This window comes from Streptomyces sp. NBC_01012 (assembly GCF_045162755.1).
GTDB lineage: Bacteria > Actinomycetota > Actinomycetes > Streptomycetales > Streptomycetaceae > Streptomyces.
On the sequence record NZ_CP108688.1, the window covers coordinates 5738268 to 5751600 of the forward strand.

Sequence of the window (13333 nt, forward strand, 5' to 3'; positions counted from 1 at the left end):
GGCGCTGTCAAGTGCCGCCGCCGCTCACCAGCGGGCCGGTGGTGGGGCCGTCAGCTGGTCGGCCAGGCGGGAGAGGCGGTCGCGGAACGTCCTGCGGCCCCGGGGGGAGGGGGCGCAGTTCTCTCCCGCCGCGGCGCTGACCAGGTGCTGGACCGTGTCCAGGTCGACCTCGTTGCCGTCGCGGACCGTGAGCGCCTCATGGGCCAGGCCCCGCACCTCCGGGTCACCGCCGCCGTCCAGCGCCAGCACCGTCGCCCCCGCGCGGCGCGCGTCGTGGACGCGCTCCAGCAGGCCGTCGGCCGGGTGTTCCGGTGCCACCACGAGCAGCGTCTCGCCGCGTCCGGCCGCCTCGATCCTGCCCAGACCGACGGCCAGGTGCACCGGGTCGTCCGGCTCCACCCGATGGCGTACGAGCGTGGGGCGCAGCTGCGGCAGACCCGACCACGTGGACTCGTCCACCAGGTGCGCGGCCAGGTGCCACGGCTCGTAGGCCTCGGTCCCCACCAGCAGCAGCCCGCCGCCGTGCGGCACGACCGACGACCGCAGGGTCCGGGCGAACTCCCGGGCCGCCGCGGGCCACTCCGTCCCGGCGAGCACCTCACGCAGCAATGCGACACGTACGGCATCCATGGCCCGCATCATGCCGCCGGGCCGTGTCCCCTGACCGGCCGATCGCGGCATTCCACCCGAACGGGGAGGCGTGGCGCCGCCACGTCCCGTTCCGCGTGACGCACATCCCAGAGCGACGCAGGTCCGGGGCTCGGAACCGCGAAGTAGGGTCGGCGCCATGACTACGAATGACACCGGAAGCGCCCCCAAGCCCCCCGCCAAGGACCCCTGGGACCTGCCCGATGTGTCAGGCCTGACCGTCGGGGTGCTCGGCGGTACCGGCCCCCAGGGCCGAGGCCTGGCCTACCGCTTCGCCCGCGCCGGACAGAAGGTGATCATCGGCTCGCGCGCCGCCGACCGCGCCGGGGCCGCCGCCGCCGAGCTGGGCCACGGTGTCGAGGGCGCCGACAACGCGGAGTGCGCGCGCCGCAGCGATGTCGTGATCGTCGCCGTGCCGTGGGACGGCCATGCCAGGACGCTGGAATCGCTGCGCGAAGAGCTCACCGGGAAGCTCGTCGTCGACTGCGTCAATCCGCTCGGCTTCGACAAGAAGGGCGCCTACGCCCTGAAGCCCGACGAGGGCAGCGCCGCCGAGCAGGCCGCCGCCCTGCTGCCCGGCTCGCGGGTCACCGCCGCCTTCCACCATCTGTCGGCCGTGCTCCTCCAGGACCAGGCGATCGAGGAGATCGACACCGATGTGCTGGTCCTGGGCGAGGCGCGCGCCGACACCGACACGGTGCAGGCGCTCGCGAGCCGTATCCCGGGGATGCGCGGAGTGTTCGCCGGCCGGCTGCGCAACGCGCACCAGGTCGAGTCGCTCGTGGCGAACCTGATCTCCGTCAACCGCCGCTACAAGGCACACGCGGGGCTGCGCACCACCGACGTGTGAGCCCCTGACAGGAGCCGAATCGGGCATGAGGGACACTGGACGGGACCGCGCACCATCCCCGGACAGGAGCACCAGCCCTCATGCCCCGCCTCGCTCTCTACGCCCTCGTCGTCTGCGTACTCGCCGTCGTCGCAGCCGTGGTCTCCTTCGTCCAGGGCAGCATCCTGCTGGGCGTCGTATGGGTCCTGCTGGCCGGCCTCTCCTCGAACATGGCGTGGTTCTACCTGCGCAAGCAGAAGGCGGACCGGGCCCAGGCCGCAGCTCACTGACGGACGTGGCTCACCGGCGAATCAGCGCGCACCCCGGGTCCTGGTCGCCGAACCACTCCTGCCAGAAGCGGTAGGTGTCCAGCCCGCAGTAGGTCTCGACCTCGCTGACCCCCAGGCCCCGCAGCAGGGCGTCCACCGCGTCGAAGAAGAGACCGTTGACCTCCGGGATCCACAGGAGCGCGAAGACCGCGATCAGCCCGAAGGGCGCGAACGGCTCCACCTGGCGCCTGACCTGGTACGAGAGCCACGGCTCGATCACGCCGTAGCCGTCGAGCCCCGGGACCGGCAGGAAGTTCAGGATCGCCGCGGTCACCTGGAGCAGCGCCAGGAACGCCAGCGCGAACCTGAAGGACACCGGGACCCCGTCCAGCGCGTCCAGCCAGAACGGCGCCGTGCAGACGACGGCGAACAGCACGTTCGTCAGGGGCCCGGCGGCCGAGATCAGGCTGTGCTTCCAACGCCCGCTGATACGGCCCCGCTCGATGTAGACCGCCCCGCCGGGCAGCCCGATGCCGCCCATGATCACGAACAGCACGGGCAGCACGATGCTCAGCAGGGCATGGGTGTACTTCAGCGGATTGAGCGTCAGATACCCCTTCGCCCCGATGGAGATGTCCCCGCTGTGCAGGGCGGTGCGCGCGTGCGCGTACTCATGGAGACAGAGCGAGACGACCCACGCCGCGGTGACGAAGAGGAAGACCGCGAAGCCGGTCCGCTCCGCGAAGCCCGTCCACACCGCCCAGCCCGAGACGGCCATGACGGCGACGATCCCGAGGAAGATGGGGCTGACCCGCCGGTCGCTGGGCCGACGGAACGCGGTGGTCATCGGTGGCACTCCTGAGGACTGGGCGGTGAGTGGAGCCCCGAGCGTACGGGTGGCACGGCGAGAACGTGTCACAGCTGGGTGGCAGTTCCCCGGGACGCCGGGCGGTCACGGACAATGGGCGCGTGCACTACGCCATCCTCGGTACGACCCGCGCCCTCCGCCCCGACGGCACGCCCGTCGCCCTCGGCGGGGCGCGGCTGCGCGCCCTGCTCACCGTGCTGGCCCTGCACCCGGGCCGCACGGTCCCGGCCGGGGTGCTCGTCGACGAGGTGTGGGACGGCGACCCGCCCGCCGACGCGGCCGGCGCCCTGCAAGCCCTCGTGGGGCGGCTCAGGCGTGCGCTGGGCCGGGACGCGGTCGAGTCGGCGGCCAACGGCTACCGGCTCGCCGCCGAGCCCGACACCGTGGACCTGCACCGCTTCGAGCGGCTCGCGGGCGAGGGCGTCACGGCACTCGAGGGAGGCGACGCGGCGAAGGCGGCGGCCGTCCTGGCCGAGGCGCTCGACCTGTGGCGCGGGCCCGCCCTCGCCGACCTGCCGGACCGCGCCGTGGCGGCGGCCCGCTGGGAGGCCAGACGGCTTGACGTCCGCAGGGCCAGGATCGAGGCCGCCCTCGCACTGGGCGAGGCCGGTACGACCCTGCCGGAGCTCACCGCGCTCTGCGCCGACCACACGCTGGACGAGCCGTTGCAGGCCCTGCGCATCAGGGCGCTGCGGGACGCCGGGCGCACCGCGCAGGCTCTCGCGGCGTACGACGAGGTGCGCACCCTGTTCGCCGACCGGCTCGGGACCGACCCGGGGCCCGTACTGCGCGCCCTGCACGAGGAGCTGTTGCACCAGGACGTGACCGCCCCGGCCCCGGCCCCCGCTCCCGCCCCGGCCCCCGCTTCCGGCCCACCGCCCGAGCGGCGGGGCAACCTGCGGGCCAGGCTCACCAGCTTCGTCGGACGTGAATCGGACATCGCGGAGCTGCGCGACGATCTGTCCCGGGCCCGGCTCGTCACCCTGCTCGGCCCCGGCGGCGCGGGCAAGACCAGGCTCTCCCAGGAGGCGGCCGAGTCCACCGACCCGGCCCGCTGGCCGGACGGCGTCTGGCTGGCCGAGCTCGCGCCCGTCGACGATCCCGAGGCGGTGCCGGAGGCCGTACTCACCGCGCTCGGCGGTCGTGAGACCGTGCTGCGCGGCGCGGGCGCCGAGGGGCTGCGGGCGGCGGAACGGGGCTCGGGCGAACCGCTCGCCCGGCTCACCGAGCACTGCTCGGGACGCCGCATGATCCTCCTCCTGGACAACTGCGAGCACCTCATCGAGGCGGCCGCCGCGCTCGCCGACCATCTGCTGGTCCGCTGCCCCGGGCTCACCGTCCTCGCGACCAGCCGTGAACCCCTGGGCGTACCGGGCGAGTTCGTCCACCCGGTCGGCCCACTGCCCGACCCGATGGCGCTGCGCCTGTTCGCCGACCGCGGGGCTGCCGCGCTGTCCGGCTTCCGGGTCGACGCGGACGAGCAGACCGCGGCGGCCACCGCCGAGATCTGCCGTCGTCTGGACGGACTGCCGCTCGCGATCGAGCTCGCCGCCGCCCGGCTGCGCATGCTCACCCCGCGTCAGATCGCCGACCGGCTCGACGACAGGTTCCGGCTGCTGAGCAGCGGCAGCCGCACCATGCTTCCGCGCCAGCAGACCCTGCGGGCGGTCGTCGACTGGTCCTGGGATCTCCTGGACGAGGACGAACGCACCGTCCTGCGACGGCTGTCGGTCTTCTCCGGCGGCTGTACGCTCGCCGCCGCCGAGGCGGTCTGCGCGGACGGGCCGGGGGCCGCGCGTGACGTGGCCGGCCTGCTGGGCTCGCTCGTCGACAAGTCTCTCGTCGTCGCCGCACCCGCCGCCGACGGCCGGATGCGCTACCGCCTCCTGGAGACCGTCGACGAGTACGCCGGCGAGCGGCTCGACGAGACGGGCGAGCGGGACGCCGCGGAACGGCGGCACCTGGTGTTCTTCCGGGAGCTGGCCCGCACCACCGACCCCGAACTCCGGGGCGCCGGACAGCGCGCCGCCCTCGATGTGATCCAGCGCGAGTACGAGAATCTGCGCACCGCGCTACGGCACGCCGTCGCCGCCCGCGACGAGCAGGAGGCGCTCTGCGTGGTGCTCTCGCTCTCCTGGTACTGGCAGATGCGTGATCTCCGCAGCGACGCCCAGCAGTGGGCCGAGGCCGCCGCCTCCCTGGGTCCCGACCCGTTCGCCGGGCCCGCCCGCCTCGCACCCTCCCTCCACGAACGCTGCATCGACGCGCCGCCGCCCATGCGGCCCGAGCTGCTCCAGGAGGCGCGGCGTGAGGTGGCGCTCATCCAGCTGGCCAGCAGGGACGAAGGGCCGGAGTCCTGGGCGACGGAGCCCGGCATCTCGCGTCTGCGTGTCATCGCCGGCACCTATCTGCCCGGCCAGCCGCAGACCTGCCGCAGCCCGGGTTCGCTCTGGTTCTTCGCCGTCCTGTTCACCGGCGCCCTGGACAACCTGCGTGAACTGCTGGACGAGAGGGTCCGCGCGTGCCGGGAGTTCGGCTTCGACTGGGAGCTGGCAGCCGCCCTCCAGGTACGTGCCAACATGCTGGCCAACCGGTCCGACTGGGCCGGTGAGGCCCATGCGGACGCCGACGAGAGCCTGGAGATCTTCCGCCGCCTCGGCGACGACTGGGGTACGGCCGAGGCCCTCTCCTCACGCGGTGAGGCCAACGAGAGGGAGGGCGCGTACACCCGTGCGGCCGAGGACTACCAGGCCGCGATCGGATACGCGGAGAAGCTCGGCGCCCGCTCCCAGGTCCTGGTGCTGCGCACCCGCTACGCCGCCGCGCTCACCGAGCTCGGCCGTGGCGCCGAGGGCGAGGCGATCTTCCGGGAGGTGCTCGTCGACGGGCGGGGCACGGGGCACGAGGGGACGGCGTTCGCCCGGTTCTTCCTCGCTCTGTGGCTGGGCATGTCGGGCCGTACCGGCGAGGCTCGCGAGCAGCTCGCCGTGATGCGCGTGGACGGGGTGACGCCCGGGATGTTCTTCGAGGCGTTCCTGCTGAGCGGCGAGGCCTGGCTGGACAACCAGGACGGGCTGTACGCCGACGCACTGGTCCGGATCCAGGAGGCGGTGAAGCGGTCCGACGACCATCTGTCGCAGATGGTGGCGCCCCACATGCGGCTGCTCCACCTGGTCACGGCGGCGCGGGCGTTGGGCGGGCTCGGCGGTGAGCCCAGGGCCGCCCTCGCGGCTCGCCTGCTGGGCGCGGTACGGGCGTTGCTGCCGGACGCCCATGTGCCGACGGCGATGGAACGGAGCAACACCGCGGCGGCCGAGGAACTGGCCCGCGATGTCCTCGGGGCCGACGCCTACGAGGCCGCGTACGCCGAGGGCGGTGACCTCCCCCTGGAGGAGGCCACCGCCCTGCTGCGCGCGTACACGGATGGCTTGGCCGCTCGCCCTCAGGGGCCCTCCTCGGGACCATGATTTACTTTCGATCGTGAACTCACCCTTGTTTCCCGGCGGATGCGAGTAGCGCATGGTGGAGCGCCTCGGCCCTACGGATCCCACGCAGGTCGGGCCGTACCGGCTGGACGGGCGGCTGGGCGCGGGCGGGATGGGGCAGGTCTTCCTCGGTACGTCGCCCGCGGGACGCAAGGTCGCGGTGAAGCTGATCCGGCCGGAGCTGGCGGCCGCTCCGCAGTTCAGGGAGCGGTTCGCCCGTGAGGTGGACGCGGCGCGGCGCGTGGGCGGCTTCCATACCGCCCAGGTCGTGGACGCCGACCCGGAGGCCCCGTCGCCGTGGCTGGTCACCGAGTACATCCCAGGACCCACGCTCCAGCAGGTCGTCACCGGCCAGGGCCCCCTCGCCGCGGACGCGGTGTTGCGTCTGGGTGCGGGACTCGCGGAGGGGCTGGCCGCCATTCACCGCTGCGGTCTGGTCCACAGGGACCTGAAGCCGGGCAACGTGATCCTCGCCGACGACGGGCCGCGCATCATCGACTTCGGCGTCGCCCATGCCGCCGACGCCGGGCCGATGACCCGCGCGGGTGAGATCGTCGGGACCTTCGCCTACGCCTCGCCGGAGCAGATGGGTTCCGCGCCCGTCTCGCCCGCGAGCGATGTCTTCTCCCTCGGCTCCGTCCTGGCCTTCGCCGCCACCGGCCGGGGCCCGTTCGACTCGTCCACCGTCCCGGCGATAGTCCACCGGATCGTCAGCGAACCACCCCGCCTCACGGGCCTCGTCGACGGCGACAGCCTGCATTCCCTGATCACCGCCTGTCTGCACAAGGACCCCGCGCTGCGCCCGTCGGCCGCCGACGTCCTGCGCCAGGTCTCGGTCACCGGACCTGCCGCGGCCGCGGTCCCGGCCGTGGCCCCGGTCCCGGTCCCGGCCCCGGCCGTGGTCCCGACCCCGCCGGTCGGTCGACGCGCTGTGCTGTGGGGCGGGATCGCGGCCGCCGCCACCGCGGTCGCCGTGCCCGCCTTCCTGCTCCGGCCGGACAGCAAGGCGAAGGACTCGTCGAAGGGCGGGCCCGCTCCCACGTCGTCCCCCGCCCGTGACGTGACCAAGCCGGTCGGGCAACTGAGCGGCCACAGTTCCGTCGTCAACTGTCTCGCCTTCAGCCCGGACGGGCGGACCCTCGCCAGCGGCAGCTCGGACGCCACGGTGCGACTGTGGAACGTCGCCTCCGGCCGTACGGTCGCCACACTCAAGGGCCATAACAGCGATGTCCTGGCCCTGGTCTTCAGCCCGGACGGCAGCACGCTGTACACGGGCAGCCTCGACCGGACCCTTCGGAGCTGGGACGTGCGCACGCACGCTCAGAAGGAGGTCGTCCTCTCCCGCGACGGCGAGTACGAGGGCGTCACCGCCCTGGCGATCAGCCCGGACGGCAAGACGCTCGCCGCGGGCAAGGAATCGGGGATCGAGCTCGTGACGCCGGCCACCGGCGAGTCCACCGCCACCCTCGAAGGGCATACCGGAAGCCTGAAGGGACTGGCGTTCAGCCCGGACGGCAAGACACTGGCCAGCGTGGCCGCGGACACCCGGAGTGCGGTACGCCTCTGGTCCACCGGCACCGGCCGCCTCGTCAAGACCTTCTCCGTCGACGGGGAGGACAACTACGGTGGTGTGATGTTCAGTCCGGACGGCAAGGTTCTCGCCGCCGTCGGCAACGGCATCCGGCTGTGGGACCTGGACACCGGCCGCCTCACCAGCACGCTCACCGATCGTCATGACCACCTCTCGTCGGCGGCGTACCGCCCGGGGAAAGCGGTGATCGCGGGCGCCGGTGCCAACCCCGTCGAAGACGCCGAGGGCACCCTCGGGAAAAGTGTCAGTCTCTGGGACGCCTCCACCGGGCGGGTCATCGGCACACTGACCGGGGTCGCACCCGACTCGCACGGCGCCGTACTCCGAATTTCGGTGCTGGCGTTCAGCCCGGACGGCACGAGACTGGCTGCCGCACTCGGATCCATCGGGTCAGTCGACTCGATCCAGCTGTGGGCGTTTCCCTAGCGGGCACCGGACCTCCCCGGTGACGCACGCTCTTCTCCCCTCGACGGACGGTACTCATGGAAGCGTTGGAGCCCGGCGACCCGCAGTGGGTCGGCCCCTACCGGATCGAGGGCCGCCTGGGCGCGGGCGGTATGGGGCACGTGTTTCTCGGTATGTCCCCGGGTGGCCGGAGAGTCGCGGTCAAGGTCATCCGGCCGGAGCTGGCGGCCACTCCGCAGTTCAGGGAGCGGTTCGCCCGTGAGGTGGACGCGGCACGGCGCGTGGGTGGCTTCCACACCGCCCAGGTCGTCGACGCCGACCCGCAAGCCGCGTCGCCGTGGCTGGTCACGGCGTTCGTACCGGGCCTCACCCTGCATCGGGCGGTCGCCGAACAGGGCCCACTCGCCGCGGAGGCGGTGTTGCGTCTGGGTGCGGGACTCGCGGAGGGGCTGGCCGCCATCCACCGCTGCGGATTGGTCCACCGGGACCTGAAGCCGGGCAACGTGATCCTCGCCGAAGACGGGCCGCGCATCATCGACTTCGGCATCGCCCTCGCTCTGGACGCCAGTGCGCTCACCACCGTCGGCACGGTCGTCGGGACCTACGCCTTCATGTCGCCGGAACAGATCAGCGCCGACCGGGCCGGACCGGCCAGTGATGTCTTCTCCCTCGGCTCCGTCCTGGCCTTCGCCGCCACCGGCCGGAGCCCCTTCGACGCCCCGGGCCTTGTGCAGGCCATTCCACGGATCCTGAACGAGCCGCCCGTACTCGACGGCCTCGACGGCGAACTGCTGCGGGTGTTGACCGCCTGTCTGGTCAAGGACCCCGAAGGGCGCCCTTCCGTCGCCGATCTCCTGACCCGGTTCGCGGGTCTGCCCGCCGGTGACACGGCCGTTCCGGCGCCCGCCGCCGGCGCTGAGGGGACACGGCCGGAGGCCGATGCCGGGGAGGCGCGGGACTCGCCCGGACGGGACGGGACGCTGCACCTGGCCGACGCCAGGCAGCCGATGCACATGCTGCCGACCGCGACCCATGTGCCTGCCTACCCACCCCGTCCTCCGAGCCCGCCCTCGCCTTCGCCTTCGCCCTCGCCCGACAGCAGCCCGGGCGGGATGTCCCGGCGCAGGCTCCTCATCGGCGGCCTGGCGGCCGCGACGGCCGTGGCGGGCGTCGGGACCGTGCTCGTCGTGCGGGAGAGGGGCAGCGGCTCCGACAACTCCGCCGCCGGCTCCGACGACTCCGCTTCCGGCTCCGGCAGCTCCGCCGGCGCCGGCGCCGGTCCTTCCGAGGGACTTCCGGCGGACGGCGTCACCCTCAAGGGCCCCGACTCCGTCCAGACCCTCGTCTTCGGGAAGGACGCCAAGACATTGCTCGCCGCGGGCGGCGACGGCACCATCCGGAAGTGGGAAGTGCCCACCGCGCAGGGGAAAAGTACCCGCATCGGCGTTCCCGGCTATCTCCAGCCCGCGATGTTCACCTCGGACCTCAAACGCCTCATCAGGGCGGACAAGAACAAGGTCCAGATATGGGACGTGACCTCCGGCCGTGTGGTGATGACGTTCGACGGCCCCCCTGGCGGAAAGGGACAGGAGGGCTTCGTGCAGACCTTGGCCCTCAGCCCGGACGGCAAGACCCTGGTCGGGAGCATGGCCGAAGGCCTGTATACGTGGGACCTCGACTCCGGCAAGCGACTCGGCATCCAAAAGGGCCAGTTCTACGGGCCGTTGGCCTTCAGTCCTGACGCGGAGCTCCTGGTTACCGCGTTCCCCCTGAAGCTGCGGGAGTTTCCGTCGCTCAAGGCCGTGGCCACCATCGACGACGAATTCAACTCCGCGCAGACCGCGACGTTCAGCCCGGACAGCCAGGTCCTCGCCATCGCGGAGAGGAAGGGCCCGGTACGCCTCTGGAACGTCGCCACGCGTCAGGACATCGTCACTCTCGAGGGCCACAAGGACGCGGTCGTCTCGCTCGCGTTCCAGCCGGGCGGTTCCGCCCTGGCCAGCGGCAGCGAGGACGGGACCGTCCGGCTGTGGGACACGGTCACGGGAAAGAGCACCGCCACTCTCGACTGCGGCGGCAAGGTGGCGGCGGTGGTGTTCAGCCGGGACGGCAAGACGCTCGCCGCGGGCCTCTCCCAGGTCGACAGCGCCTCCGTGGACGACACCGTCCGCGTCTGGCGGGTGCCCACCTGAGTGCTGGTGCCGCGGGCACCCCCCAGTGCCGCGGCACCAGTTCAGGACTTCTTGCGGAACCTGGACACCGCGAGGGGTGCCATCACTCCGGTGAGGACCACGACCCAGCCGAGCGTCACCAGGACCGAGTGGGCGACCGGGCCGCCCATCATCAGACCGCGGGCCGAGTCGGCCAGGTTCGACAGCGGGTTGTAGTCGGTGAACGTCCGGAGCCAGCCGGGCATCGTCTGCGTCGGGGCGAAGATGGAGGAGCCGAACTGGAGCGGCATCATCACGATCATCCCCATCGCCTGGACCGACTGGGCGGTCTTCAGGCTCAGTCCGAGCAGGATGAAGATCCACATGACGGCGGCCCCGAACGCGGCCGCCAGGGCGACCGCCCCGAGAAGCCCGAGCACGGACTCCTGGAGCTCCATGCCGAGCGCGAAGCCCATGCCCAGGAGGATCACCGTCGCGATCATCATCCGGCCGAGCTCGACCACGATCTTCGCGATGAGCACCGATGAGCGGGCGATCGGCATGGTGCGGAACCGGTCCATGACTCCCTTGCGGAAGTCGTCGTTGACGCCGGTGCCGACCGCCATGGCGATGTTCATGCCCATCATCGCCATCAGACCGGGGATCAGGTAGTTCAGATAGTCCTGCCGGCTGCCGCCCATGCTGCTGCCGACCGAGCCGCCGAAGACGTACACGAACAGCAGCGTGAAGACGATCGGCATCAGGAGCGCGTCGAACATCGACTCCGGATCCTTCTTGATCTGGAGCAGATTGCGCCGCACCAGCGCCCCGATGTGCCGCAGGTTGTTCCGGAACCCGATCCCGCCCTCGTCATGGACCTTGACGGGGGTGCCAGGGGCCGTTCCGGCGGGGGTGGGCGTCAGAGTCGTCGTGCTCATGCCGCGACCTCCTGGGGGATCGTGTCGGTGTGGGTGGCCTTGCCGCCGGTGATGGCGAGGAAGACCTCGTCCAGGCTGGGCAGCGCGGTGGCGACGTGCGCCAGCGCGAAGCCCCGGGTGCCGAGCAGCCCGATGACGGCGGTCAGCTGCTCGTCGCTGAGGATCGGTACGTAGAGCAGTCCCTCGTCCGGGACCGCCTGGGCGCCCGCGACGCCGTCGAGTCCGGCCTCCCGCAGCGCCTGCGCCATCGCGGCCAGCTGCGCCGGGTCGGACGGCCTGATCTGCAGGGTGCGGCCGCCCACCTTGGCCTTCAGCTCGTCGACACCGCCACGGGCGATGATTTTGCCCTGGTCGATGACGGTCAGCTCACTGGCCAGCTGCTCGGCCTCCTCCATGTACTGGGTGGTGAGCAGCACGGTCGCCCCCTCAGCGACCATCCGCTGCACCTCGTCCCAGACCTCGTTACGGGTGCGGGGGTCGAGCCCCGTGGTGGGCTCGTCCAGATACAGGACGGACGGGCTGCCGATCATGGAAGCCGCCAGGTCGAGCCGGCGCCGCATGCCGCCGGAGTAGTCCATCGCGGCCTTCTTCGCCGCACCGGTGAGCGAGAAGCGCTCCAGCAGCTCGTCGGCGCGGGAGCGCGCCTTCTTGCGCGGCAGGTCGAGCAGACGCCCGATCATGTAGAGGTTCTCCCAGCCGGAGAGCTTCTCGTCGACCGAGGCGTACTGGCCGGTCAGGCCTATGGTGCGGCGCAGCTGCCTGGGCTGCTTCACCACGTCGTAGCCGGCGACGACCGCGTGTCCGGCGTCGGGCAGGATCAGGGTGGACAGGCAGCGTACGAGGGTGGTCTTGCCCGCGCCGTTGGGCCCGAGCACACCGAGGACGGTGCCCTCGCGTACGTCGAGGTCCACACCGTCCAGCGCCTTGGTGTCGCCGTAGTGCTTGACCAGCCCCCGTACCTCGACGGCGTTCCTGCCGCCCTTGAGGTTCTTGTCGTTTTGCGTCATGGACACCATCAGACCAGCCGTCACCGACAAGTCACCGACATGCCGCTGACAGCGGATGGACGGCAGGCGACAGCCCGCCGATGGGGGAAGTCGGCGGGCTGTCGGTGGTGCGGCAGTGGCTCCGAGTGGCGTCAGTGGAAGGTGTGCTCCGCCGCGGGGAAGGCGCCGCCGACGACCTCTTCGGCGTACTCCTTGGCGGCGTCGGTCAGCACCTGACGCAGATTCGCGTACTGCTTGGTGAAGCGCGGGACCTTGCCGCCGGTCAGCCCGACCATGTCGGTGTAGACCAGCACCTGCGCGTCCGTGTCGGAACCGGCGCCGATCCCGACGGTCGGGATGTGCAGGATGCGGGTCACCTCGGCGGCCAGCTCGGCCGGCACGAGCTCCAGGACGACGGCGAACGCGCCCGCGTCCTGCACCGCCTTCGCGTCGCGCAGCAGCTGCTGGGCCGCTTCCTCGCCCCGGCCCTGCACGCGGTAGCCCATGGCGTTGACGGACTGCGGGGTCAGACCGATGTGGCCCATGACCGGGATGCCGGACTCGACCAGGAGCCTGATCTGCTCGTGGGAGCGCTCGCCGCCCTCCAGCTTGACCGCGCCGACACCGGCGTCCTTGACCAGCCGGGTGGCGTTGCGCAGGGCCTGGACCGGGCCCTCCTGGTACGCCCCGAAGGGCAGGTCGGCCACGATCAGGGCCCGCTTGGTGCCCCGCACCACGGCGGCCGAGAGCATGGTCATCTCGTCCATGGTGACGGGCACGGTGGTCTCGTAGCCGAGGTGGCAGTTGCCCATGGAGTCGCCGACGAGCATGACCGGGATGCCGGCCTCGTCGAAGACGGACGCGGTCATCGCGTCGTATGCGGTGAGCATGGGCCACTTCTCGCCGCGCTCGGTGGCGGCGGTGATGTCGTGGACGCTGATGCGGCGGGTGCTCGTGCCCCCGTACAACGCCTTGCCGGCGCCGGGGGTGGGGCCCGCGGGAGGTGTGTCGGACTGGTTCTGCGCAGCCTGAAGCGACATGGCCAACGGCTCCTTCGTCATCTCGAGGCGCCCTGACGGCGTCCCCGGATCCCTTCCATGGTGGCATCCCCGGACCGCTCACGGGAAGTGGGCCCACCTCCCCGGGCGAGCGGTGGGTCGGAGC

10 protein-coding genes are annotated in these 13333 nt (G+C 72.0%); 5 read left to right on the forward strand and 5 right to left on the reverse strand.

Features of this window, described 5'->3' with window-relative positions:
* Positions 1–24: 24 nt before the first annotated feature.
* Positions 25–630 carry a hypothetical protein gene (locus tag OG623_RS25795; RefSeq protein WP_406149632.1) on the reverse strand — a complete coding sequence of 202 codons (606 nt, stop codon included), beginning with the start codon at positions 628–630 and terminating at the stop codon, positions 25–27.
* Between the two features lie 157 nt (positions 631–787).
* Between OG623_RS25795 and npdG the strand changes: the two genes are divergently transcribed.
* A complete protein-coding gene (gene npdG / locus OG623_RS25800) occupies positions 788–1498 on the forward strand; it encodes an NADPH-dependent F420 reductase (RefSeq protein WP_406149634.1) in 711 nt (236 codons plus the stop codon).
* Positions 1499–1578: 80 nt separating this feature from the next.
* Positions 1579–1767 carry a hypothetical protein gene (locus OG623_RS25805; RefSeq protein ID WP_406149636.1) on the forward strand — a complete coding sequence of 63 codons (189 nt, stop codon included), beginning with the start codon at positions 1579–1581 and terminating at the stop codon, positions 1765–1767.
* A gap of 10 nt (positions 1768–1777) precedes the next feature.
* Here OG623_RS25805 and OG623_RS25810 read toward each other — a convergent pair whose 3' ends face one another.
* On the reverse strand, positions 1778–2593 hold the full coding sequence (locus OG623_RS25810; protein ID WP_406149638.1) for a site-2 protease family protein: 816 nt from the start codon (positions 2591–2593) through the stop codon (positions 1778–1780).
* Positions 2594–2715: 122 nt separating this feature from the next.
* On the opposite strand from OG623_RS25810, the gene OG623_RS25815 reads away from it, so the two are divergent.
* Genes OG623_RS25815 through OG623_RS25825 form a run of 3 tightly spaced genes read left to right on the forward strand, consistent with a single transcriptional unit; the run spans position 2716 to position 10287 of the window.
* Complete coding sequence (locus OG623_RS25815; RefSeq protein WP_406149640.1) at positions 2716–6081, forward strand: AfsR/SARP family transcriptional regulator; 3366 nt, start codon at positions 2716–2718, stop codon at positions 6079–6081.
* Positions 6082–6133: 52 nt separating this feature from the next.
* Positions 6134–8116, forward strand: a complete 1983-nt coding sequence (locus tag OG623_RS25820) for a WD40 repeat domain-containing serine/threonine protein kinase (protein ID WP_406149642.1) — start codon at positions 6134–6136, stop codon at positions 8114–8116.
* A 56-nt stretch (positions 8117–8172) separates the two neighbouring features.
* Positions 8173–10287: a WD40 repeat domain-containing serine/threonine protein kinase gene (locus tag OG623_RS25825; protein WP_406149643.1), complete on the forward strand. Its 2115-nt coding sequence runs from the start codon at positions 8173–8175 to the stop codon at positions 10285–10287.
* Positions 10288–10328: 41 nt separating this feature from the next.
* Here OG623_RS25825 and OG623_RS25830 read toward each other — a convergent pair whose 3' ends face one another.
* From OG623_RS25830 to panB, 3 genes are all read right to left on the reverse strand, one after another.
* Positions 10329–11183, reverse strand: a complete 855-nt coding sequence (locus OG623_RS25830; protein WP_406149644.1) for an ABC transporter permease — start codon at positions 11181–11183, stop codon at positions 10329–10331.
* Positions 11180–12199, reverse strand: coding sequence for an ATP-binding cassette domain-containing protein (locus OG623_RS25835; RefSeq protein WP_406149645.1), 1020 nt, complete (start codon positions 12197–12199; stop codon positions 11180–11182). Before OG623_RS25835 ends, OG623_RS25830 begins: the two co-directional genes overlap by 4 nt.
* A gap of 122 nt (positions 12200–12321) precedes the next feature.
* A complete protein-coding gene (panB, locus tag OG623_RS25840) occupies positions 12322–13209 on the reverse strand; it encodes a 3-methyl-2-oxobutanoate hydroxymethyltransferase (RefSeq protein WP_406149647.1) in 888 nt (295 codons plus the stop codon).
* Positions 13210–13333 lie beyond the last annotated feature (124 nt).

What these genes read in the sequence shown, in the direction of transcription:
- OG623_RS25805 (WP_406149636.1), top strand. Translation starts at nt 1,579, where the DNA reads ATGCCCCGCCTCGCTCTCTACGCCCTCGTCGTCTGCGTACTCGCCGTC.
- OG623_RS25830 (WP_406149644.1), bottom strand. Translation starts at nt 11,183, where the DNA reads ATGAGCACGACGACTCTGACGCCCACCCCCGCCGGAACGGCCCCTGGC.
- OG623_RS25820 (WP_406149642.1), top strand. Translation starts at nt 6,134, where the DNA reads ATGGTGGAGCGCCTCGGCCCTACGGATCCCACGCAGGTCGGGCCGTAC.
- OG623_RS25795 (WP_406149632.1), bottom strand. Translation starts at nt 630, where the DNA reads ATGGATGCCGTACGTGTCGCATTGCTGCGTGAGGTGCTCGCCGGGACG.
- OG623_RS25825 (WP_406149643.1), top strand. Translation starts at nt 8,173, where the DNA reads ATGGAAGCGTTGGAGCCCGGCGACCCGCAGTGGGTCGGCCCCTACCGG.
- OG623_RS25810 (WP_406149638.1), bottom strand. Translation starts at nt 2,593, where the DNA reads ATGACCACCGCGTTCCGTCGGCCCAGCGACCGGCGGGTCAGCCCCATC.
- panB (WP_406149647.1), bottom strand. Translation starts at nt 13,209, where the DNA reads ATGTCGCTTCAGGCTGCGCAGAACCAGTCCGACACACCTCCCGCGGGC.
- npdG (WP_406149634.1), top strand. Translation starts at nt 788, where the DNA reads ATGACTACGAATGACACCGGAAGCGCCCCCAAGCCCCCCGCCAAGGAC.
- OG623_RS25835 (WP_406149645.1), bottom strand. Translation starts at nt 12,199, where the DNA reads ATGGTGTCCATGACGCAAAACGACAAGAACCTCAAGGGCGGCAGGAAC.